Genomic DNA, 21,778 nt, shown 5'->3' with positions numbered 1-21,778 from the left:
GGACCCCCACGTGAAGTTCACCGACGGTTACTGGCTGCTGCGTGAGGGCGTCACCGCGGCCCACCCGGTCGAGGTCCTCGACGTCGGCGAGTCGGACGGCGTTCTGGAGATCCACGCGCCCACCCGGCCGATCCGCCACCGCGGCGACCTGCTGAAGGGACCGGTCGTGACGATCAGCGCCCGCACGCCGATGCCCGACGTCATCGGTGTGACCCTCACCCACTTCAACGGCGATCAGCCGCGCGGCCCGGAGTTCGAGATCACCGGGCAGGACGTCCCCCCGCAGGTGACCCACGACGACGCGCACGCCACGCTGACCTCCGGCGACCTGTCGGTGCGCGTGGCCCGGACCGGCCCCTGGCACGTCGACTTCCTCGCGAACGGCCGCACCCTCACCTCCAGCGGCCCCAAGAACATGGGCATCCTGCGCGACGCGGCCGGCGCCCACTATCTGCGCGAGCAGCTCAACCTGACCGTGGGGACGTCCGTGTACGGCCTCGGGGAGCGCTTCGGCCCGCTGGTCAAGAACGGCCAGGTGGTCGACATCTGGAACGCCGACGGCGGCACGGCGACCGAACAGGCCTACAAGAACGTCCCCTTCTATCTCACCGACGCGGGCTACGGCGTCTTCGTCGACCACCCGGGCAAGGTGTCCTTCGAGGTCGCCTCGGAGACCGTGTCGAGGGTCCAGTTCAGCGCCGAGACCCAGGAGTTGACGTACTACGTCATCTACGGGCCCAGCCCGAAGGAGATCCTGCGCAAGTACACGGCCCTCACCGGCCGTCCGGCCCTCCCGCCCGTCTGGTCGTTCGGCCTGTGGCTGTCGACGTCCTTCACCACGTCCTACGACGAGGAGACGGTCACCTCCTTCATCGAGGGCATGCGCGAGCGCGGACTGCCGCTGTCCGTCTTCCACTTCGACTGCTTCTGGATGCGCGAGTTCAACTGGTGCGACTTCCGGTGGGACCCGCGGGTCTTCCCCGACCCCGAGGGGATGCTCGCCCGGCTGCGCGCGAGAGACCTGCACATCAGCGTGTGGATCAACCCCTACATCGCCCAGCGCTCGCCGCTGTTCGCCGAGGGCAAGGCGCTCGGCCACCTGCTGAAGCGGCCGGACGGCAGCGTCTGGCAGTGGGACCTGTGGCAGCCCGGTATGGCGCTGGTCGACTTCACCAGCCCGGCCGCCCGCGAGTGGTACGCCGCGAAACTGGAGGCGCTGCTCACACAGGGCGTCGACTGCTTCAAGACCGACTTCGGTGAGCGCGTGCCGCTCGACGTGGCCTGGTCCGACGGCTCCGACCCGGAGCGGATGCACAACTACTACGCGTACCTCTACAACCGCACGGTGTTCGACGTGCTGCGCAAGCACCGCGGGGAGGGCGAGGCGGTGGTGTTCGCGCGGTCGGCGACGGCGGGCGGCCAGCAGTTCCCGGTGCACTGGGGCGGGGACTGCGAGGCGACGTACGAGTCGATGGCGGAGTCGCTCAGGGGCGGCCTCTCCCTGGGCCTGTCCGGCTTCGGGTACTGGAGCCACGACATCGGCGGCTTCGAGGGCACACCCACGCCGGCGCTGTTCAAACGGTGGCTGGCGTTCGGGCTGCTGTCCTCGCACAGCCGGCTGCACGGCAGTTCCTCCTACCGGGTCCCGTGGCTGTTCGACGAGGAATCCGTGGACGTGCTGCGGGAGTTCACCCGGCTCAAGCTGCGCCTCATGCCCTATCTGTACGAGGCCGCGCGCACCGCCCACAGCGAGGGCGTGCCGATGATGCGGGCGATGGTGCTGGAGTTCCCGGACGATCCCGGCTGCGCCCATCTGGAGCGGCAGTACATGCTCGGGTCCCACCTGCTGGTCGCGCCGGTCTTCAGCGACGAGGGGGACGTCTCGTACTACGTGCCCGAGGGCACCTGGACGCACTTCCTGAGCGGGCGGACCGTGACCGGACCGCGCTGGGTGCGCGAGCGGCACGGGTTCCTGAGCGTGCCGCTGCTGGTCCGGCCGGGGGCGGTGATCCCGGTGGGCGCGGTGGCGGACCGGCCCGACTACGACCACGCCGACGGGGTCACGCTGCGCGCGTACGGACTCGAGCGGGGCGCGCAGGTGAGCGTGCCGGTCGGCGACGTGACCTTCACCGTCGTCCGTGAGGGCGACACCCTGCGGGCCTCGTGCAGTGATCCGGCGGCGCCGTGGAACCTGGCGGCGGGCGAACGGACGGCGCGGGCGAAGACGGGGACCGGGTTCCTCTCGCTGGAGCTGAGCTGATGGTGAAGATCACCGACGTGGCGCGGCACGCCGGGGTGTCCCCCAGCACCGTGTCCTACGCGCTCAGCGGCAAGCGGCCGATCTCGCAGGAGACCCGGCAGCGGGTCGAGGCGGCCATCCGCGAGCTGGGCTACCGCCCGCACGCGGGCGCCCGCGCCCTGGCCAGCTCCCGCTCCAACGTCCTGGCCCTCGTCGCCCCCTTACGGACCGGGACGCACGTGCCGGTGGTGATGCAGTTCGCGGTGTCGGTGGTCACGACGGCCCGCGAGCACGACCACGACGTGCTGCTGCTGACCCAGGAGGAGGGTGAGGAGGGGCTCAGGCGGGTCGCGGACACGGCGCTGGTGGACGCGCTGATCGTGATGGACGTCCAGCTCCACGACTCCCGGCTGCCGTTGCTGCGCTCACTGGACCGCCCGTCGGTGTTGATCGGCTTCCCGGCCGCCACCGACGGGCTGACCTGCATCGACCTGGACTTCAAGGCGGCGGGCGAGGCGTGCGTGGAACACCTCGCCCGGCTCGGGCACCGGGTGGTGGCACTGGTCGGGTCGCCGCCGGAGGTGTACGTACGGCAGACCGCGTTCGCCCAGCGGGTCGTCCAGGGGTTCACGGCCGCCGCCGACCGCTACGGACTGTCCTCCTCCGTCCACCCCTGCGAGGCCTCGCCCGCGTCCGCCCGCCAGATCGCCCAGCAACTCCTGCGCGAGCAGCCCGCGTTGACCGGTGTCGTCGTCCACAACGAGCCGGTCCTGGAGCCGCTGATCGACGCGTTCGAGCAACTCGGGCTCCGCGTCCCCGGCGATCTGTCGGTCACCGCCATCTGCCCCGACGAAGTCGCCGAGTCCGTCCGCGTCCCGGTCACCTCCGTCGCACTGCCCTCCACGGAAGTAGGCGAGCGCGCGGTGCAACTACTGATGAAGAAACTCGCCGGGAACCCCGTACCACAAGCCACGCTGCTACCGCCCCGGATGACGGAGCGAGCCAGTACCGCACCACGCAACACCTGACCGACCCACCTGCGCAAGGCCCTACTCCGAAAGAGCCGTGACACGAAAGACACAAAAACACAACCAAAAACCACCCCGCCCATAACACCCCAACCCGTCACCCAGCTCGCCACCACCACCCACACCCACGACCCGGACCCACACCCACACCCACGACCCGGCCCCTCCCTCACACGAACCGGACCCCCGGGTCCCGGAACACCCCGACAATCCCCGCCCCCACCCCCACCCGAAGCCAGCACCTGATCCGCCAGTCCGGCTCGACCACCAGAACGACTCGACCGTCGGACCGGCGTCGCGTCCGTCGCGTCCGTCGACTGCGTCGAGCACTGCGTCGCCGTTTGCTCTCGCCCGCTCGGTCAGCATGTGGATCGGATCGATCAGCGCCGCCCCGAGCGGGGCGCCGGTCGTGGTCGTCTGCACCGGCAGGGCCTGGTACGGCAGTTCGGGGTGTCCAACATGAGCGCCGCGCAGTTGGCCCTGCTCCGGGACAGCGTGGACGTGCCCCTCGTGGCCGACCAGCTCGAGATGAGCCTGGCCCGCCGCGACTGGGTGGAGGCGGGCGTCCTGCTCAACACCCCGGCCTGGGCGGACGGCGGGTTCCCGCACAGGACCGTCGAGTACTGCGTGGCCCATGACATTCAGGTGCAGGCCTGGGGGTCCCTCGCGCAGGGCCGCTTCACCGGCGGGGCGGACACCCCGGCCGCCCGGTTCGTCGCGGACCTGGCGGCACGCAAGGGAACGGCACCGGAGACCGTGCTGCTGTGGTGGCTCCAGCGGCATCCCGCGGGGATCGCGCCGGTCGTGGGCACCACGCGGCCCGAACGCATCCTGGCCTGCCGCGACGCCGTGCACGGCACTCCCTCTCTCACGCATGAGGAGTGGTACGGGCTGTGGGCGGCCGCGCGGGGCGCCCCGCTCCCCTGAGGTGGACACGGGAGGCGGGAGACAGGGCCAAGAAGGGAGTCGTCGACCGGGGCTGCGCGGGCCCTTTACGACCCTGACATGTACCGGTAATCTCCGGGATGCCTGCAAGGTCTTGCTGAAAGTTTCCGACAGCAGAGCATGGCAGGCACGGACGCAGGAGGCCTCGAGGCGCGTCAAGGTCTCCGCCGGCGTCCACACGGACCCGTCCTCCCCACCACGTCCTGGAGACGCGCATGAGACGCCGCCGATCCCTCGCCCGCCCCTGGGCGGCCGGAGCTCTCGCCGCAGGCATACTCGCCCTGCCCCTGACCACCCCCACCGCCGTCGGGGCCACCGCCCAGCCGGCCGCCGCCACCTCGGCCACCACCTCGGCCACCGTCTTCTACTACACGAAGACGAAGAACTGGACGGACAACTACCTCCACTACGCCCCCGACGGCGGTTCATGGACCACCGTTCCCGGCACGCGCATGACGGCAGCCTGCACGGACTGGGTGAAGCTCACGGTGGACCTGGGCTCGGCCGCCGGGCTCCAGGCCACCTTCAACAACGGCCAGGGCGTCTGGGACAACAACGGCGGAAAGAACTACGCCCTCGGCACCGGAGACATCACGGTCAAGGACGGCGTGGTGGCGCACAGCGACCCGTGCGCCGACACCGGCGGGGACCCCGGCAACGAGGCGACCGTCTACTACTCGACGCAGACCCTCGGCTGGACCACGGCCAACCTGCACTACCAGCCGGCCGGCGGCTCCTGGACGACCGTGCCCGGCGTCGGCATGGAGGCCTCCTGCGCCGGCTGGTGGAAGCGCACGGTCGACCTCGGCACCGCGACCTCGCTCAAAGCCGCGTTCAACAACGGAAACGGGATCTGGGACAACAACAACGGCTCGGACTACACGATCGCGTCCGGGACCAGCACGGTGAAGAACAACACCGTCACCCAGAACGCGAAGGACCCGTGTGCCGCAGCGGAACCCGACACCGAGGCGCCGGGCGTTCCGGCGAACGTGCGGGCGAGCGCGACGAACGTCTCCGTGGTCGTGACCTGGAGCGCCGCCACCGACAACACGGGCGTGACGAAGTACCAGGTCACCCGCACCGGCGGGACCAAGGGCAGCACGGTCACCGACGTCGGCTCCACCGTCCTGTCCGACACGGGGCTGGAGGAGGACACCGCCTACACCTACACGGTCAGGGCCGTGGACGCGGCGGGCAACACCTCGGCGGCCTCCGCCGCGGCCACGGCGACCACGGGCAAGAAGCCGAGCACACCCGCAGGCAGCGTGCCGCTGGGCACGGACCCGCGCAAGGACCCGATCTACTTCGTCATGACCGCCCGCTTCTACGACGGTGACAGTTCCAACAACCGTGGCGGCAGTCAGCACGTCAAGTCCGGGAACGCGGCGAACAACGATCCCATGTTCCGCGGCGACTTCAAGGGCCTGGTCGAACGGCTCGACTACATCAAGGCCCTCGGCTTCTCGGCGGTCTGGATCACCCCGGTGGTCCTGAACCGCTCGGACTACGACTACCACGGCTATCACGGCTACGACTTCTACAAGGTCGACCCGCGCCTGGAGTCGGCCGGCGCGTCCTACCAGGATCTGATCAACGCCGCCCACGCCAAGGGCATGAAGATCTACCAGGACGTCGTGTACAACCACAGCTCACGCTGGGGCGCCAAGGGCCTGTTCACCCCGACCGTGTACGGCGTGCGAGACTCGCAGTGGAGCTGGTACTACGACGAGAAGGCCGAGGGCTTCGAGTACGACGGCCTGACCGTGGAGCCGAAGTCCGGGAAGTCGTACTACAACGGTGACCTGTGGTCGACCGCCGAGCCGACCGGCAACACCTGCCTGAACTGGGGCAAGCCCACCGGGGGCAAGAGCGCGGAGGGCTACACGGTCTACAACTGCCAGTGGCCGAGCCCCACTTCGGGCATGTTCCCGAAGGCCTACTACCACCAGTGCTGGATCGGCAACTGGGAGGGTGAGGACTCCCGTTCCTGCTGGCTGCACGAGGACCTCGCCGACTTCAACACCGAGTCGACGCCCGTGCAGAACTACCTCATCGGCGCGTACGACAAGTACATCGACATGGGCATCGACGGCTTCCGGATCGACACGGCCGTCCACATCCCGCGCGTCACCTGGAACCGCCGCTTCCTGCCCGCCGTCTACGACCGGGTCACCCAGACGTTCGGGGCCGCGACGGCGAGCAACTTCTTCGTCTTCGCCGAGGTCGCGGCCTTCGTCAACGACAAGTGGAACCGCGGGTCCGTCAACCACTCGGCGCAGTTCTACACCTGGAAGGAGCGCAAGGAGTACAGCGCCGACGACACCGCGGCGGCCCTCGAGCAGTTCACCTACGAGAACAACCTCGGCACCGGCAACCAGCCGACGTCCACCAACGCCTTCCTGAACGGCAACACCTACCACGCGCCCGACCACAGCAAGTTCTCCGGCATGAACATCATCGACATGCGCATGCACATGAACTTCGGCGACGCGCACAACGCCTACAGCAACGGCAAGGACTCCGACGACAGCACCAACGACGCCACCTACAACGTCGTCTACGTCGACAGCCACGACTACGGCCCCAACAAGTCGAGCACCCGCTACAGCGGCGGCACCGACGCCTGGGCCGAGAACATGTCGCTGATGTGGACCTTCCGCGGCATCCCGACCCTCCTCTACGGGTCGGAGACCGAGTTCCAGAAGGGCAAGCAGATCGACTGCGGTCCCTCCTGCCCCCTCGCCAACACGGGCCGCGCCTACTACGGCGACCAACTGGCCGGTTCCGTCACGGCGTCCGGCTTCGGCACGGTCGCGTCCGCGAGCGGTCAGGTCGCCGCCACACTGGCCCAGCCGCTGGTGAAGCACCTGCAACGGCTCAACCAGATCCGCCGGGCGATCCCCGCTCTCCAGATGGGCCAGTACTCCACGGAGGGCATCTCCGGCGGCATGGCCTACAAGCGCCGCTACACCAGCGGTGGCACGGACAGCTTCGCGCTCGTCACCGTGACCGACGGGGCGACGTACACGGGAATCCCGAACGGCACGTACACGGACGCCGTCACGGGCACCTCCAGGACGGTCACCGACGGAACGCTGTCCGTCGGCGCCCCCGGCAAGGGAAACCTCCGGGTCTTCGTGCTCAACGGCCCCGGGAAGATCGGCACGGACGGCCCCTACCTGAAGTAGCGGACGGTCTCGGCCGAAGCACCCGGGCCCTGCCCGAGGCAGAGGAGACGAGGCGCCCATCGCATCCCGGCGGTGGGCGCCTCACCGCTCCACGGGCCCCCTCGCGCGCGGGCCGGTCCGGCATACGCTGGGGCGACGGCGAACGCTGAGGCGACGACGACGGCGACGGCGACGACGGACGGGGCCTCCCGCGCGCCCACCTCAGGACTCGACAGTCCGGGAACCGGCTCATGCGGCGTCCTTGAACTGGGCGCGCAGGTAGGCGTCGAAGGCACGGGCGCCGAGCAGGCGGCGGGCGTGGATCAAGGTCTTCGCGGCGGGGGTGACCACGTAGCGGGTGCGCGGCTCGGCGGCGGTGGCCGCGTGGTCGATGAACTTCGCGACGGTCTCGGGCGGAGCCGAGAGGCGGGTGGACCGGTAGGAGGCGGCCATCTGCTGGTCGGTGGCAGCGTTGAGGGCGGCGTAGGGGCCGGAGGGGGCGGCGGAGCCGGACAGGGTCCGGGCGGCGGTGTCGCCGAAGCCGGTGCGGCTGGATCACGGTCACGGACCACGGCTCGGTGATCATCCACGGCCGCTGCGACAGCGCGCTGAACCGCAACGGCGTCCGGGTGGGCAGCGCCGCACGCGCGCCAGGACTCCTCGGGAGAGGGCGAAGGGTGCGCCGTGTCCGGAGGGGCGCAGGGATCCGTCCGCACACGGTGATCCCCCTGCCCCCGGCGCACCCCGACCCCGACGCACCCCGACGCACCCCGACGCGGCCGGGATTCAGGCGGCGTGCTCCTCCGGCGCCGGCTCCAGCGGCACCTCGGGTCCGTTGGACTCGCGCAGCCAGCGCCGCAGCACACGGTGGACGTGCTCCGCCCCGACCGGCTCCGCGCCGTCCGCGTCCGGTGGGGACAGGGCGAGCGGGGAGAGCAGGAACGGCCTGGCCTGGGCGCCGCCGAGGCCGCCGTGGGAGCCGATCTGCTCCTCGAACGCGAGGACCTCGCCGTCGGCCGGGTCGTGGAAGGAGTTGACCATCACGTCGGCGGCGAGCGGGAAGGAGTGGGTGCGGCGCACGGCGTCGGCCGCTCCCGGCCCGAACACCGCCAGCGGGCCCGGGTCGTCGTCGAGCCGGTCCAGGGGGATCTCCGCGCCGTACGCGCCGAGGACGACCCCGCCGTGCCGCTCGCTGCGCACCAGGAGGAATCCGATGCCGGGGTGGTCGGCGAGCATGGAGAGCAACGCGGGGTGACGGGCGTCGATCTCCTCCTTGCTCATCCGGTGCGGCACGTCCGGGAACGAGATGAGGCCGAGGTTGCCGGAGGCGAGCACGATCGGTTCCGAGCCGCGGCCGGCCGGGCGGTGGCGTGCGCCGCCCTCCTCCACGGGCCGGCGCAGCGCCGCGCGGACGGCCGCCCGGGCCTCCGCACCGCTGTGGGTGCGCTCGGCCCTGCGCGGCACGGGCAGCCCGCAGCCGGCCCGGACCAGGTCGCCGAGGGTGAGCCCGTAGCGGGCGCGGAACGTTTCGCCCGGGCTCTGGCCGTGGTCGGACAGCACGACGATCCGGTAGGGGCGGGGGGCGTGTCCGGCGACGCTCTCGATCAGTGCGAGCGCCCGGTCGAGCCGCCCGAGCACCTGCTCGGTGTCCCGGCCGAGCGGCCCGGAGTGGTGCGCGACCTCGTCGTAGGCCACCAGGTCGGCGTAGACGGCGGTGCGTCCCGCGAGCATGTCACCCGTGACGGCCGCCACCACCACGTCCCGTTCGACGACGGTCGCGAAGGCGCGGACGAACGGGTAGAGGCCGCCGCGTCCCACGCGCGGGCGCTCCTTGCGCAGGCGGGCGCGGGTGGACTGGGCGATCTCGCGGACCACCTCGGCGACGAAGGAGAGCGCCGTGCGCACCGCGTTGGCGGGGTCGGAGAAGTACGCGAAGTAGCCGGCCCGTGAGCGGGTCTCCCGGCTGCGCCGGCGCGCGGCTATGGACAGCACGAGCGCCTGTTCGTCGGCGCCGCCGCTGAAGAGGTTGCCGCGGCTCGCGCCGTCGGCGGACAGCAGTCCGCCGTCGCCGGTGCGTGCGACCGCCCGGCGCTGGAGTTCGGCGGCGCTGGTGGGGCGGTTGCAGACCATCACCTCCCCGCTGTCCTTCTCGTACCAGCGGAAGGCGGGCACGTCGTGGTTGCTGCCGTGCAGGATGCCCAGTTGGCTCGCGCCGGTCTGGCTGGACCAGTCGGTCCGCCAGGGGGTGAGGCGGTGCGTGGCGCCGCCGTCGGCGGCGGGGGCGCCGCCGCCCTGGCCGGGCCCGCCGCCCAGCCACCTGGCGACGGTCGGCATCAGCCCCTTGCGCACGGCCGCCTCCAGCACGTCGTGACCGACGCCGTCGAACTGGAGGAAGACGGTGCCGGGCGTGACCGGACACGCGGGGCCGCCTCTTCGGCGGCGGTCGGCGAGCCGGTACAGCCGGCGGCGGTAGGCGTCGTCGTCGCGGACGGCCAGCGCGCCGCCGGTCGCGGAGGCCACGGCGGACATCACGGCGGCGACGATGACGGCGGTCTCGGGCGCCGCCTCGCTCTGCCCGGAGGGGTTCAACCGCAGGGCGAGCAGCAGCAGCGATCCGTTGAGGAAGAACACCAGCGTCCCCAGCACCAGCGCCGGCACCAGGAGCAGCAGACGCACGAGCAGCGGCCAGACCAGGGCCGACAGCACACCGAACACCCCGGCGCCGACGGCCGCGGTCACGGCGATCGTGGTGGCGCTGTCGCCGTCGGGCGACTGCAGCCGGAAGTCCGGCAGTATCCCGGCCAGCACCAGCATCGTCAGCGTGGACACACCCCACACCGCGATGCTGCGCCCGGCCTGACTGACGGCCCGCCGCCACCGCACCCCACGCACGCCCCGTCCACCTCGCGTTCCGGCCCCGACGCCCGCGGAGGCCGTCTTCCACCCTGTCACATCACGGTTCCAGGCACTCCCCGGCCGCCCTAGCCACCCCGGCCACCCCGGCTACCGTCCGTCGTAGCCGGCCGTCGGCATGGACAGCCTGCGGTGCACCCTGGCCTTCATCTGGGCGTCGTAGGCGGGCTCGGCGCTGCCGACCGTCTCCACCCGCACCCCGCGCCGCGCGCACTCCGCGGAGAACTCCTCGACGGACGACAGCGCGCTCTCCAGCACCCGGCGGCTCGGCGCGACGAACAGGTCGGCCCCGGGCCGGACGCCGTCCCACAGCACACAGTGGTCGGCGCGCACTCCGCGCACCAGCAGCTCCCGGCCCACGACGTATCCGCGCTCCGCCGCCCATCGCGCGCACATCGCGTGCTGACTGCGGGAGTCCACCAGGAAGGGATCCTCGTCCAGTTCCTCGAGCGGCGTCAGACTCGCGATCGCCGTGACCCGCATGACCCGCAACGGTCCCATGGCGTCCCCCTCACCTCCGGGTTTCGCCGCCGACCCTACTCCTGCCCGTAGGCTTCGGGGGAGTCGCGCGAAGGAGGCAAAGGGGTGCCGGTGGAGATCACGTGGTGGGGTCACGCCACCTGCACGGTCGAGGATTCGGACGTGCGTGTGCTCACCGACCCCCTGTTCGCCCGCCGGCTCGCGCATCTGCGCCGCCGACGGGGCGCCGCTCCCCCGCCCGAGGCCTGGCAGGCGGACGTGGCGCTCGTCTCCCACCTGCACGCCGACCATCTGCACGTGCCGTCCCTGGCGCGCCTTGCGCCGGGCACGCGCCTGCTGGTGCCTCAGGGCGCTCCGCGCGCCGTGCCGGGGCTGCGCCGGCTGCGCCATCTGCGGCTGAGCGAAATGGCGCCGGGCGACGAGACGACCGTCGGCGACCTGCTGCTACGGGCCGTGCCCGCGCGGCACGACGGGCGACGGCTGCCGGTCGGCCGGCACCGCGCCCCCGCCCTCGGTTATGTGATCGAGGGCCTGGCCCGCACGTATTTCGCCGGGGACACCGGCCTGTTCGACTCGATGGCCGAGGAAGTCGGTCCGGTCGACGCGGCGTTGTTGCCGGTGGGCGGCTGGGGTCCGTATCTCGGCGAGGGGCACCTGGACGCGGGGCGCGCGGCCGAGGCTCTGCGCCGGCTGGCGCCGGGCAGCGCCGTGCCCGTGCACTACGGGACGTACTGGCCGATCGGCATGGACGCCGTGCGCCCCCATGAATTCCATGCTCCCGGCGAGGAGTTCGTGCGCCTTGCGGCGGAGCGTGCGCCGGGGGTGGCGGTGCACCGGCTCGGGCACGGCGAGAGCGTGCGTCTGAAGGCCGACCGGTGACCGTGCCGGCCGCCGCGGTCATGACCGTCATACCGACGCCTGCCACGCAGCAGGCGCTCGGAATTCCGTCCCTGTTCCTGCTGGTGCTCATCGGGGCGCTGGTGCCGGTGGTGCCGACGGGGGCCCTGGTGAGCACGGCGGCCGTGGTCGCCTTCCACCAGGAGGAGCCGTTCTCCCTGGCGCTGGTGTTCGTGACGGCGTCGCTGGCGGCGTTCTGCGGGGACGCGACGCTGTACTGGCTGGGGCGGCGCGGGATGCGGTCGAAGAACGGCTCGCGCTGGCTGGAGGCGATCCGCGCGCGTGCGCCCGAGGAGCGGCTTGCGCAGGCCCAGGAGAAGCTCGCCGACCACGACGTGGCCGTCCTGGTGCTGTCCCGCCTGGTGCCGGCGGGCCGGATACCGGTGATGCTGGCCTGTCTGATGGCGAAGTGGCCGCTGCGCCGCTTCGTGCGGGGCAACCTGCCCGCGTGTCTGGCGTGGGCGGTCACCTACCAGCTGATCGGCATCCTGGGCGGCTCGCTGTTCCCCGAGCCCTGGGAGGGCGTGGTCGCCGCGGTCGCGCTGACCGTGGCGGTCAGCGCCGCCCCGAGCCTGTGGCGTCGGTTCCGACGCAGCCGGACCGTCTGAGGTCGCGCCGGGCGGCATGACGTCGCGCCGGGCCGGTGCGGCGTTCCGGGGCCCATCACTTCGCGTCGGCGACACGAGATCGCGCGGCGGTGCGGACGTCGTGTCCGGCGCGGCCGGCGGGCAGGCGCGGCCGGCAGACGGGCGGGCAGGCACCGAGTCGGGTCATTCCAGGACCCGTGAGCCGCCGACCGGCAGATCCCACAGGTCGTCGCGTTCCAGCCCCGCTTTCTCCCACGCCGCACGCACGCGTGTGAGGGGTTCGAGGACCGGCTCCGCGGACAGCACGAACGTGCCCCAGTGCATCGGGGCCATACGCCGGGCGCCGAGGTCGAGGGCGGCGCGGACCGCTTCCTCCGGGTCGCAGTGGACGTCGCTGAGCCACCAGCGCGGGTCGTAGGCGCCGATCGGCAGCAGCGCCAGGTCGATGTCCGGATAGCGCCGCCCGATGCGCGAGAACCAGTGCCCGTAACCGGTGTCACCGGCGAAGTAGACGCGCTGTCCGTCGGGGGCGGTGAGCATCCAGCCGCCCCACAGGGTGCGACAGGTGTCGACGAGGGTCCGCTTGGACCAGTGGTGCGCGGGCACGAAGTCGAAGCGCACGCCGGACAGTTCGGCGGCCTCCCACCAGTCCAGCTCGGTGACGCGCGTGAACCGGCGCCGCAGGAACCAGCGGCCGAGACCGCCCGGCACGAACACCGGTGTGTCGCGCGGGAGTCGGCGCAGCGTGGGGGCGTCCAGGTGGTCGTAGTGGTTGTGGCTGATGACGACGGCGTCGATCCGCGGCAGCTCCTCCCAGGGGACGCCGACCGGAGTGATGCGGGCCGGGGTGCCGAGGATGCGGCGGGACCAGACCGGGTCGGTCAGGACGGTGAGGCCGCCGATGCCCACCACCCAGCTGGCGTGTCCCGCCCAGGTGACGGCGATCGTGCGGGCGTCCACGCGGGGCGCCGACGCGGGTGCGACGGGCAGCCGGGGGATGTCGGCGAGTCCTTCCTTGCCGGGCCGCACCGCGCCCTCGCGGGCGAACCGGGCGAGGGCCCTGAGGCCGGGCAGCGGTGACGTCAGCCGGTCGTGGAAGCTGCGCGGCCACACCCGCCGCTCCCCCAGCGGGCGGGGCCCGGCGGGCGGCGCGAGCGGGGACGGCGAGGACGGGGACGGGGACGACGGGGAGAACGGAGAGGAGGGGGGCGGAGAGGAGGGCGACAGCGGGGGCAGGGCTGCCGGGGCGTCCTCCTCCGGGGCGGCGACCGTGTGGGCGGGGGTCTCGGACTGCTGCGTCATCGAGGAGGCTCCCATCGCTGAGCGTCGTCGCGGAGATCGTCGAAGACGGACCTCAAGAGCATCAACGCGCTTTGCACGTGCGGCAGTTCCAACGGTGTGGGTGAAGTGAGACATTCCGTGCGCTGCTCGTCCGTCCCGTCCAGGAGCATCCCGGTGGACAGCCGGACCCGCAGTGCCCCGAGGTCGTCCCCGAAGCGGTGACCGCCGGGCGCGGGCATGCCGAGCCGGGCGGAGAGGAAGTCCTCCAGTTCCTGGGCGTCGCCGACCCCGTGCGCGGACAGCGCCTCGCGCAGCGGTCCCAGGTCGGCGTACAGGTGACGGCCGGCCCTGGGCGGCCGGGCCAGGCCGCCCGCGGCGACCACGGCGGCGTGCAGCGCGTCCGCCACGCGCGCGTGCAGCCGTACTGCGGCGGCCACGCGCGCGGTGACGGGTTCCGGCTCGCCCAGGGCGTAGGCGGCTGCGGCCGCCACGGGGGCGGCCACGCGCGCGTCGAGGGCGGTGAGCACGTCGAGCACGCGCGCGTGCAGGCCATCGCCGTCCGCGGACCCGGGGAACCGGGCGATCGCAGCCGGCCAGCCCGCCGGCAGCAGCGAACCGGCGAGGTCGCTGACGACGGTGACCCGTTCGGGCAGCATCTCGGCCGGGCTGACGAGGACGGTCTCCTGCGGGGCGTGCAGCGTGTCGCGCCAGGTCTCGTCACTGACCAGGTGCAGACCCTCGCCCGCGGCGGCCTCCACGGCTTCGTGCAGCACCTCGGGCGGCGCGACGGTGGCGGTGGGGTCGTCGGCCACGGACAGCACCAGCAGTCGCGGGTCGCCGCCCTCGGCGCGCACCCGCCGCACGGTCTCCAGCAGGGTGTAGGGATCCGGGACGCCGCCGCACTCCGCGGGCGTGGCCACATGGAACACGGGCCGTCCCAGCAGACGTGCGTAGGGCGCCCACCAGGCCGCACAGGGCCGGGGCACCAGGACGTCGCCGCCGAGGGCGGCGGTCAGCGCGAGCAACAGAGCGGGTCCGCCGGGGCCGGCCACGGTCCGGCCCGGCTCGGCGGGGGCGCCTCGCCGGGACCAGTAGCCGCGCGCGGCGTCGAGCAGGGCGGGGCCGCCGCCGACCGGCTCGCCCTCGGCGCGGCCGGCCGCCCGGGCCAGCACCGAGACCAGTTCGGGCAGCACCGGCAGTCCGTCCGTGGGAGGCGGCGGGCCGTAGCGGACGGGGCCGTGGTCCTGGACGGGGCCGTGGTCCTCCGGTTCCGTCCGTCGCATCGCGTCCTCCGCGCAGTCCGTCCGTGGTGCCGTCCTCGACGCCCTGTGCCGTCCCGGCCGCGGGACGGCACGCGGGTCGCGTGGTGCGTGGTGCGTGACGTCCCGTACGGGACTCGGCGTTCGCAGGGGGCCGGATCCTCGTACGAGGCGGATCGTGCCCCTGGGGGCTGAGTACCCCGTGGGGCCGGGCCCCATCACCGCCCGCCGGCGTTGCCCCGGTCACATCGCGGGCCGGGAAACCCGTCCGCCGCGGTCAGGCGTCGCCCGCGGGAGCCCGGCGGCGAAGTCGGTGCACGGCGGCGCCGAGCGCTCCGGCGATCAGCAGTCCGCCCGCGACCAGCGCGGGCACGGAGTCGGTGAAGGCGCCGCCTTCGCCGGCCCGTACGCCGTGGTCGACGGTCGCCGGGGCGCAGGAGGCCTCCTCGGACGCGGTGCCGTGCTGCTGCGGCTCGGGCCGGGCGCACGGCCGGGTGGTGGGGCAGGCGTCGGAGTGCGGCTGGGAGGCGCCCGGGGCCTGCGGGCACGGCCGGCCGGTGCCGCAGGACGCGTCGGCGGTCGGCGTCACGCAGGGCTGCGTCCGGTCGTGTGCGACCTTCAGGGCCGCGCTCCAGGGCTTGCCCTGGGCGCCGGGCTCGGCCGGGCAGGTGCCGTCGACGGTCCACGCGGCGTCCGCCCCCACCGTGTCCACCCCGGCCGCGTCCGCCCCGGCCGCATCAGTTCCCGCCGCGTCCGCTCCCGCCGCGCCGGGCTCCGCCTCCAGGTCGGCGGCGGGCGCGATCCGGGCGGTGCCGCGGTAGGCGGTCCCGTCCTGCGCTTCGTCGCCGGGGACCTTGCTCAGCTTGACCGTGCCCTCGGCGAAGGCCGGCGAGGTGGCTTCGAGACTCTCGGGAGCGGGGGCGGCGAGAGGACCGCAGGAGACGGACACGCTGACGCTGCCGCCGGGGGCGACGCTGCCCGGGCTGACCTGCGCCGCCGGGTCCGCGGAGGCGGCCGGACCGACGGCGACCAGGACGGCGCCGGCCACGGCCAGGGCGGAGAGGAAGTGGGCGGTGCGACCCATGGGGCGGCTCCTTCGGCCGGTGGCTGCGGGGTGGGGCGTCGCCGCCCCACAGCCATCACAGCCCGAGGGTGCCCGGACCGCGCGCGGCCGACCGCCATTGGCGCGACAGGCACCCCCATGCGGGTGACACAAGCCGTTGTCGCCGTCGGGCGTCCACCGTCTGACCTCCCCGTCTGACGTCCCCCGTCTGACGTCCGCCGCCGGGCTGGGCGCCGGGTGTCCGACCTGCAGTCCCGCGAGGCGTCCTGCTACACCGCGTCGTTCAGGATCTGTTTCCGCAACCGGTTGCAGCACCGGTTGATCAGCCGGGACACATGCATCTGCGAGATGCCCAGCTGCTCGGCGATCCGGCACTGCGTCATGTCCCCGAAGCACCTCATGTACAAGATCGTCCGCTCTCGCTCGGGCAGCGCGGCGAGCCGGGGCCGGACGGCCTCCCGGTCGCCCCCGAACACCGCCCAGGTTTCCGGACGGCCCGCGGGGTCACCCGTGCCGTGCACCGCCGGCTCCCGCGCTTCCGCTCTTCCCCCTGTCAGGGAGGTCCCGTTCATGACCGCCACGGTCTGCGAACACATTCTGAGACGTCTGCACGCCTGGGGTGTGGATCACGTCTTCGGCTGCCCCGGCGACGGCGTCGACGCACTGCTGACCGCCTGCGGGGACAGCGAGGAGGCGCCGCGTCTCGTGCGGTCTCCGCACGCCCGGACGTCCGCGTTCCAGGCGGTGGGCCACGCCAGGGTCGGCGGACGCCCGGGGGTGTGCGCGGCGGCGGCGGGACCGGACGCGATCCATCTCCTCGGCGGCCTGTACGACGCGAAACTGGACCGCGTCCCGGTTCTGGCGATCGTCGGTCTGCGACGGACGGGAAGGGACGGCCCGCGGCGGCCGGAGACGGACCCGTATGCGCTGTTCCGGGACGTCGCCTCGGAGTTCCTCGAGACAGTGACGTCTCCTCAGGAACTGCCGGACGTCCTGGACCGGGCGCTGCGCACCGCGTACGCCCGCCGCTGCCCGGTCGTGCTCGTCGTCCCCGAGGACGTCCAGGAACTCCACTGCCCGGAGGCCCCGGAGCGGCCGGAGTGGCCGCAGTACCCGGCCGGCTTCGGAGCGGTGCCGGCCGGTCCCGGCCGGGGCATGGGACCGGCGGCCCCGTCCGGGGAGTCGCTGGAGCGGGCCGCGGAGATCCTCAACTCCGGTGACAAGGTGGCGATCCTCGTCGGTCGAGGTGCTGCCGGCGCGAGCGCCGAGGTACGGCGGATCGCCGAGCTGCTCGGCGCGGGTGTGGCCGAGGAGCTGCTCGGCAAGGACGTCGTCGGCGACCAACTCCCGTACGTCACCGGCACGGTCGGCCCGCTGGGCACCCGCCCGTCGTACGAGCTGATGCGCGACTGCGACACCCTGTTGGCGATCGGATCCTCGTTCTCGGACCCGGGGTTCCTGCCGGAGCCGGGCCGTGCGCGGAGTGTCCGGATCGGCGTCGAACCGGACCTGACCGCGACGGGCCGTCCGTACGAGGTGGAGCTCGTCGCGGACGTGCGGGCGACGCTGGATCGGCTGATCCCGTTGACAAGGGGTGAGGAACGCGGCCGCGAGTGGTTCGAAACCGTTTGCGCCAACGTACGGCGCTGGGACGAGGTGCTGGACCGCCGGTCGCGGCTGTCGGCCGACCCGGTCAACCCGGAGCTGGTGGCCCACGTGCTGGATGCGTTGCTGCCGCCGGACTCGATCGTCACCTGCGACTCCGGCTCCGTGACTGCCTGGTACGCCCGCCATCTGACGATGCGGCCCGGCATGCGCGGAGTCCTCTCCGGCGGCCTGGCGGCGACGGGCTGCGCCGTGCCGTATGCGATCGGCGCGAAGTTCGCCCACCCGGACCGGCCGGTGATCGCGCTGGCGGGCGACGGGGCGATGCGGCTGGACGGACTCACGGAGCTGATCACCGCGGCGAGCTACAAGGACCTGTGGCAGGACCCGCGACTGGTCGTCGCGGTGTGGAACGACCGCGGCGCCGACCAGGGCGGCGGGCGCCCGCGGGCCGCGGAGGACGGCCCGTCCCTCGCCCCGTCGCGGCGGTCGCCGGACGTGCCGGACGTGCCGTACGCGGCGTTCGCCCGCTCCCTGGGGCTGACCGGGGTGCGGGTGGAGACGCCCGAGGAGGTGGAGTCGGGCTGGCGCACCGCCCTGGCGGCGGACGGCCCGGCGGTCGTGGAGTTCCTCACCGACCCGTCCGTGCCGCCGGTCCCCGCGCACGCCACCTGGGAGCAGCTGGGGGCCGCGGCCGCGGCCGTCCTGAAGGGCGGGCCCGACGCGGGCGCCGTGGTCCGGCACGCCTTCAAGGCGAAGTTGCAGGAGTTCCTGCCGGGCCCGGAGACCGGATAGGCCCACCGGCTCGGCCGGCTCGCTCCGCAGGGTCGTCATTGCAGGTCAAGGTGTTTTTCGAAGAGCCCGGCGTCGAATCCGTGTCGGCCTGTCCTCCTCGGGTACGCGGTGGCCACCCGAAGATCTGGAGGGCGAGACATGCAGCGAGGCAGTGACCGGCTGAGCGTGCACCGGGACGACGAGATGAAGCACGAACTGCAGGGCCTGCTGAGGTCCGGACACCCCACCCGCACCGAGGAGTGGCACGACCCGGAGCCCTCCGCCGAGGACGACCCCCAGGTATGGGGCGGCCCGGTGGTGCCGGGTACCCCCCGGGCGTCGCTGGAGGCGGTTCGGCTGGAACTCGCCCGGATCCTGGGACGGAGCCCGTTCCCCGCCGGACCGGGCGCGCTGGCCGTGGGCCTGCGCCGCGAGAACGCGCCGGACGCGCTCGTGGAGGCGGTACAGGAACTGCCGCACAAGGACCGCTACGCCAATGTGCAGCAACTGGCCGAGGCGCTGGTCGGCACCGGCTGACCGGGGGGCACGACGGCCGACGGGCACAGCGGCCGACCGGCACGGGAGCCGACCGGCACGGCGGGCCGGGCCTCCCTGGTCGCCGCCGTGGCCGGTAAGGGCCTGTCGCGGCCATCCCTGATGACACGGAAAGGACATCGAACCCTCATGCGCATCGCGTTTCTGACGGCACCGGAAGGCGTCGAGCAGGTCGAGCTCACCGAGCCCTGGCAGGCCGCCGTGGACGCGGGTCACGAACCCGTACTGGTGTCGACCGGCCCGGGCAAGGTCCAGGCCTTCGACCACCTCGACAAGGCCGACACGTTCATGGTGGACGAGGTGGTGGGCGAGGTCTCCGCCGACTCCTTCGGCGGGCTGGTCCTGCCGGGCGGAGTCGCCAACCCCGACTTCCTGCGCACCGACGACAAGGCGGTCGCGTTCGTCAGGGCGTTCTTCGAGCAGGGCCGCCCGGTCGCCGCGATCTGCCACGCCCCGTGGATCCTGATCGAGGCCGACGTCGTCCGGGGCCGGGTGCTGACCTCGTGGCCGAGCCTGCGGACGGACGTCCGCAACGCGGGCGGCGACTGGGTCGACGAGCAGGTGCAGATCTGCGACCACGGTCCCGCCAAGCTCGTCACCAGCCGCAAGCCGGACGACCTGGCGGCGTTCTGCGAGGCGTACCTGCGCGTGTTCGCCGCGGAAGGCGACTGACGGGCGACCGGACCGGCCGGGCTGACGGACCGGCGGCGTCCGGAGCGCCCGCGCGTCCCGGACCAGGTGAGCCCGTCAGGCTCCGCCGGGGCCGGCCGTCGTCCCCGGTCCCCACTTGCCGACCGGAGCGTCGGCCGGGCCGCGCCCGGCCGCACCGGCGGTGCGCTCCCGGGCCCCTTCGCGGGTGCGGCCCGGAGAGACGAAGCGGCTCGGGTTGCGGCGCAGATACTCGCCCTCCAGCCGGGCCATGCGGTCGTTGTGGGCGCGCAACGCGTCGTTCGAGCCGTACAGCAGAGTGTCGTGGCGCGTACGGTGGATCGTCTCGAGCTCTCGCATCAGCTGCTGGTCGTCCAGCCGGTCCGGGTCGACTCCGGTCATGGTGGTGCCCCGCTCGTCGTGGTCGTCCCTACGGTTCCTACGGTTCGGGTGGCCGCCGCGCCCGGGAATCACTGCCGGCACTGCCCCCGGGCAGGCTCGGGGAGGGAGCCATCCGTCTCGCTCTTCTGCATCCGTTCCTGCATCCACTGTACGAACATTCCGGCCCCCGGGCCTCCGTGTGCCGGGAGGAACCGGCGGACGGCTCCGGGCGCGCCGCCGCGTCGGCGGGGCGCCGGGCCCGTCACCTGGCGCGCTCCACACGCCGCTCGTCCCAGACCGGCTCCGAGGTCTCGCGGACCCGGCCGTCACTGCCGAAGACCAGGTAGCGGTCGAAGGAGCGGGCGAACCAGCGGTCATGGGTGACGGCCAGGACCGTCCCGTCGAAGGCCTCCAGGCCCTCCTGCAGCGCTTCGGCCGACTCCAGGTCGAGGTTGTCGGTGGGCTCGTCGAGGAGCAGCGCCGTGACGCCCTGGAGTTCGAGCAGCAGGATCTGGAAACGGGCCTGCTGGCCGCCGGAGAGCCGGTCGAAGGTCTGTTCCGCCTGCTGGGTCAGCTCGTAGCGGCGCAGCCGGGACATGGCCGCGCCCCGGTCCTGGGAGTGTTCGCTCCACAGGATGTCCAGCAGGGTGCGGCCCAGCAGCTCGGGGTGGGCGTGGGTCTGGGCGAAGTGGCCGGGGACCACGCGCGCGCCGAGCTTCCACTCCCCGGTGTGCTCCACGGGCTCGCCTGCCAGCAGACGCAGGAAGTGGGACTTGCCGGAGCCGTTGGAGCCCAGGACGGCGACGCGCTCGCCGTAGAAGACCTCCAGGTCGAACGGCTTCATCAGGCCGGTGAGTTCGAGTCCCTTGCAGGTGACGGCCCGTACGCCGGTGCGGCCGCCCTTGAGACGCATCGTGATGTCCTGCTCGCGGGGCGGCTCGGGCGGCGGTCCGACCTCCTCGAACTTGCGCAGCCTGGTCTGGGCGGCCTGGTAACGAGAGGCCAACTCGTGGCTGATGGAGGCCGCCTGACGCAGGCTCAGGACGAGCTTCTTCAGCTGGGCGTGCTTCTCGTCCCAGCGGCGGCGCAACTCCTCGAAGCGGGCGAAGCGTTCGCGCCGTGCCTCGTGGTAGGTGGCGAAGCCTCCACCGTGCACCCAGGCGTCGGCGCCGGCCGGGCCGGGCTCGACGGAGACGATCTTCTCGGCGGCGCGGGAGAGGAGTTCACGGTCGTGGGAGACGAACAGGACCGTCTTGCGGGTCTCCTTCAGCCGTTCCTCCAGCCAGCGCTTGCCGGGCACGTCCAGGTAGTTGTCGGGCTCGTCGAGGAGGAGCACCTCGTCGTGGCCGCGCAGCAGCGCCTCCAGCACGAGGCGCTTCTGCTCACCGCCGGACAGGGTGCGCACGAGGCGGAACTGGGCCTTGTCGTAGGGGACGCCCAGGGCGGCCGTGGTGCACATGTCCCACAGCGTCTCGGCCTCGTAGCCGCGTACCTCCGCCCAGTCGGAGAGGGCCTGCGCGTAGCCCAGCTGGGCGGCCTCGTCGTCGACGGTCATGATCGCGTGCTCGGCCTTGTCGACGGCCTGCGCGACCTCGCGGATGCGGGGCGACGCGACGGACACCAGCAGGTCGCGGACGGTCGTCTCGTCCCGTACCGAGCCGACGAACTGGCGCATCACGCCCAGGCCGCCGCTCACCGTGACGGTCCCGCCGTGCGGTTTCAGCTCGCTGGAGATCAGCCGCAGCAAAGTGGTCTTGCCGGCGCCGTTCGGGCCGACCAGGGCCACGACGGCCCCCTCGCCCACCCGGAAGGAGACGTCGCCCAGCAGCGCCCTCCCGTCGGGGAGGTAGTACTCGAGGTGCGCGGCTTCCAGATGTCCCATGAGGACGCATTGTGCGGGCCGCCCACCGCCCGCGGCAAACCGTTATCGGCGCAGGCCGGGAAGGGCGCGGC

General features: G+C 72.8%; 17 protein-coding genes and 2 pseudogenes. 9 read left to right on the top strand and 10 right to left on the bottom strand.

Annotation, left to right across the window (positions count from 1 at the left end):
* The first annotated feature begins 10 nt into the window (after positions 1-10).
* Entirely contained in the window at positions 11-2,260 is a 2,250-nt protein-coding gene (gene yicI, locus IE239_RS23725) for an alpha-xylosidase (protein ID WP_190151386.1), read from the top strand.
* Positions 2,260-3,267 carry a LacI family DNA-binding transcriptional regulator gene (locus IE239_RS23720; RefSeq protein ID WP_190151385.1) on the top strand — a complete coding sequence of 336 codons (1,008 nt, stop codon included), beginning with the start codon at positions 2,260-2,262 and terminating at the stop codon, positions 3,265-3,267. Before yicI ends, IE239_RS23720 begins: the two co-directional genes overlap by 1 nt.
* Positions 3,268-3,579: 312 nt before the next feature.
* On the opposite strand, the pseudogene IE239_RS42300 reads toward IE239_RS23720, so the two are convergent.
* Positions 3,580-3,669: pseudogene (locus IE239_RS42300) on the bottom strand (winged helix-turn-helix transcriptional regulator); the annotation flags it as partial.
* On the opposite strand from IE239_RS42300, the gene IE239_RS23715 reads away from it, so the two are divergent.
* Together IE239_RS23715 and IE239_RS23710 are read left to right on the top strand one after the other, a co-directional pair.
* Complete coding sequence (locus IE239_RS23715; protein WP_268254527.1) at positions 3,634-4,194, top strand: aldo/keto reductase; 561 nt, start codon at positions 3,634-3,636, stop codon at positions 4,192-4,194. The pseudogene IE239_RS42300 and the gene IE239_RS23715 sit on opposite strands and share 36 nt — an antisense overlap.
* Before the next feature lie 233 nt (positions 4,195-4,427).
* Positions 4,428-7,403 carry a carbohydrate binding domain-containing protein gene (locus IE239_RS23710; RefSeq protein WP_190151384.1) on the top strand — a complete coding sequence of 992 codons (2,976 nt, stop codon included), beginning with the start codon at positions 4,428-4,430 and terminating at the stop codon, positions 7,401-7,403.
* Positions 7,404-7,631: 228 nt separating this feature from the next.
* On the opposite strand, the gene IE239_RS23705 is transcribed toward IE239_RS23710, so the two are convergent.
* The 3 genes from IE239_RS23705 to IE239_RS23695 all read right to left on the bottom strand — a co-directional run bounded on the left by IE239_RS23705 (position 7,632) and on the right by IE239_RS23695 (position 10,796).
* On the bottom strand, positions 7,632-7,835 hold the full coding sequence (locus IE239_RS23705) for a hypothetical protein (protein ID WP_190151383.1): 204 nt from the start codon (positions 7,833-7,835) through the stop codon (positions 7,632-7,634).
* A gap of 333 nt (positions 7,836-8,168) precedes the next feature.
* The gene (locus IE239_RS23700; protein ID WP_190151382.1) at positions 8,169-10,274 is read right to left on the bottom strand and encodes a phage holin family protein; all 2,106 of its coding nucleotides are present in this window, start codon (positions 10,272-10,274) and stop codon (positions 8,169-8,171) included.
* Positions 10,275-10,385: 111 nt separating this feature from the next.
* Positions 10,386-10,796 (bottom strand): hypothetical protein, encoded by a 411-nt coding sequence (locus tag IE239_RS23695; RefSeq protein ID WP_190151381.1) that lies wholly within the window; start codon positions 10,794-10,796, stop codon positions 10,386-10,388.
* 84 nt (positions 10,797-10,880) lie between these two features.
* Here IE239_RS23695 and IE239_RS23690 point away from each other — a divergent pair, with 84 nt between their 5' ends.
* A complete protein-coding gene (locus IE239_RS23690) occupies positions 10,881-11,654 on the top strand; it encodes an MBL fold metallo-hydrolase (RefSeq protein WP_190151380.1) in 774 nt (257 codons plus the stop codon).
* A 20-nt stretch (positions 11,655-11,674) separates the two neighbouring features.
* A complete protein-coding gene (locus tag IE239_RS23685) occupies positions 11,675-12,280 on the top strand; it encodes a DedA family protein (protein ID WP_190151409.1) in 606 nt (201 codons plus the stop codon).
* Between the two features lie 162 nt (positions 12,281-12,442).
* Here the strand turns inward: IE239_RS23685 and IE239_RS23680 are convergent, their stop codons facing one another.
* The 4 genes and pseudogenes from IE239_RS23680 to IE239_RS43005 form a co-directional block, all read right to left on the bottom strand.
* On the bottom strand, positions 12,443-13,561 hold the full coding sequence (locus tag IE239_RS23680; protein ID WP_190151379.1) for an MBL fold metallo-hydrolase: 1,119 nt from the start codon (positions 13,559-13,561) through the stop codon (positions 12,443-12,445).
* On the bottom strand, positions 13,558-14,823 hold the full coding sequence (locus IE239_RS23675; protein ID WP_190151378.1) for an aminotransferase class I/II-fold pyridoxal phosphate-dependent enzyme: 1,266 nt from the start codon (positions 14,821-14,823) through the stop codon (positions 13,558-13,560). Before IE239_RS23675 ends, IE239_RS23680 begins: the two co-directional genes overlap by 4 nt.
* 253 nt (positions 14,824-15,076) lie before the next feature.
* Positions 15,077-15,883: a hypothetical protein gene (locus IE239_RS23670; protein WP_190151377.1), complete on the bottom strand. Its 807-nt coding sequence runs from the start codon at positions 15,881-15,883 to the stop codon at positions 15,077-15,079.
* 248 nt (positions 15,884-16,131) lie between these two features.
* Positions 16,132-16,401 (bottom strand): annotated as a pseudogene (locus IE239_RS43005) (sigma-70 family RNA polymerase sigma factor); the annotation flags it as partial.
* 31 nt (positions 16,402-16,432) lie between these two features.
* Between IE239_RS43005 and IE239_RS23660 the strand changes: the two are divergent.
* The 3 genes from IE239_RS23660 (at position 16,433) to IE239_RS23650 (ending at position 19,468) form a co-directional block, all read left to right on the top strand.
* Positions 16,433-18,262: a thiamine pyrophosphate-dependent enzyme gene (locus tag IE239_RS23660; RefSeq protein ID WP_190151376.1), complete on the top strand. Its 1,830-nt coding sequence runs from the start codon at positions 16,433-16,435 to the stop codon at positions 18,260-18,262.
* 138 nt (positions 18,263-18,400) lie between these two features.
* The gene (locus IE239_RS23655) at positions 18,401-18,778 is read left to right on the top strand and encodes a DUF2795 domain-containing protein (RefSeq protein WP_190151375.1); all 378 of its coding nucleotides are present in this window, start codon (positions 18,401-18,403) and stop codon (positions 18,776-18,778) included.
* A gap of 147 nt (positions 18,779-18,925) precedes the next feature.
* The gene (locus tag IE239_RS23650; protein ID WP_190151374.1) at positions 18,926-19,468 is read left to right on the top strand and encodes a type 1 glutamine amidotransferase domain-containing protein; all 543 of its coding nucleotides are present in this window, start codon (positions 18,926-18,928) and stop codon (positions 19,466-19,468) included.
* A gap of 75 nt (positions 19,469-19,543) precedes the next feature.
* Here the strand turns inward: IE239_RS23650 and IE239_RS23645 are convergent, their stop codons facing one another.
* Both IE239_RS23645 and IE239_RS23640 read right to left on the bottom strand, forming a co-directional pair.
* On the bottom strand, positions 19,544-19,846 hold the full coding sequence (locus IE239_RS23645; RefSeq protein WP_229878262.1) for a DUF6158 family protein: 303 nt from the start codon (positions 19,844-19,846) through the stop codon (positions 19,544-19,546).
* Positions 19,847-20,087: 241 nt separating this feature from the next.
* Positions 20,088-21,707, bottom strand: coding sequence for an ABC-F family ATP-binding cassette domain-containing protein (locus IE239_RS23640; protein WP_190151373.1), 1,620 nt, complete (start codon positions 21,705-21,707; stop codon positions 20,088-20,090).
* Positions 21,708-21,778: the final 71 nt, after the last annotated feature.

It is taken from the genome of Streptomyces humidus, assembly GCF_014649655.1.
GTDB classification, from domain to species: domain Bacteria; phylum Actinomycetota; class Actinomycetes; order Streptomycetales; family Streptomycetaceae; genus Streptomyces; species Streptomyces humidus.
Note: the sequence above shows the minus strand (reverse complement) of the source record. Positions and strands in the feature narration are given on the sequence as shown.

What these genes read in the sequence shown, in the direction of transcription:
- IE239_RS23720 (WP_190151385.1), top strand. Translation starts at nt 2,260, where the DNA reads ATGGTGAAGATCACCGACGTGGCGCGGCACGCCGGGGTGTCCCCCAGC.
- IE239_RS23710 (WP_190151384.1), top strand. Translation starts at nt 4,428, where the DNA reads ATGAGACGCCGCCGATCCCTCGCCCGCCCCTGGGCGGCCGGAGCTCTC.
- IE239_RS23705 (WP_190151383.1), bottom strand. Translation starts at nt 7,835, where the DNA reads ATGGCCGCCTCCTACCGGTCCACCCGCCTCTCGGCTCCGCCCGAGACC.
- IE239_RS23695 (WP_190151381.1), bottom strand. Translation starts at nt 10,796, where the DNA reads ATGGGACCGTTGCGGGTCATGCGGGTCACGGCGATCGCGAGTCTGACG.
- IE239_RS23685 (WP_190151409.1), top strand. Translation starts at nt 11,675, where the DNA reads ATGACCGTCATACCGACGCCTGCCACGCAGCAGGCGCTCGGAATTCCG.
- IE239_RS23680 (WP_190151379.1), bottom strand. Translation starts at nt 13,561, where the DNA reads ATGACGCAGCAGTCCGAGACCCCCGCCCACACGGTCGCCGCCCCGGAG.
- IE239_RS23675 (WP_190151378.1), bottom strand. Translation starts at nt 14,823, where the DNA reads ATGCGACGGACGGAACCGGAGGACCACGGCCCCGTCCAGGACCACGGC.
- IE239_RS23670 (WP_190151377.1), bottom strand. Translation starts at nt 15,883, where the DNA reads ATGGGTCGCACCGCCCACTTCCTCTCCGCCCTGGCCGTGGCCGGCGCC.
- IE239_RS23660 (WP_190151376.1), top strand. Translation starts at nt 16,433, where the DNA reads ATGACCGCCACGGTCTGCGAACACATTCTGAGACGTCTGCACGCCTGG.
- IE239_RS23655 (WP_190151375.1), top strand. Translation starts at nt 18,401, where the DNA reads ATGCAGCGAGGCAGTGACCGGCTGAGCGTGCACCGGGACGACGAGATG.
- IE239_RS23650 (WP_190151374.1), top strand. Translation starts at nt 18,926, where the DNA reads ATGCGCATCGCGTTTCTGACGGCACCGGAAGGCGTCGAGCAGGTCGAG.
- IE239_RS23645 (WP_229878262.1), bottom strand. Translation starts at nt 19,846, where the DNA reads ATGACCGGAGTCGACCCGGACCGGCTGGACGACCAGCAGCTGATGCGA.
- IE239_RS23640 (WP_190151373.1), bottom strand. Translation starts at nt 21,707, where the DNA reads ATGGGACATCTGGAAGCCGCGCACCTCGAGTACTACCTCCCCGACGGG.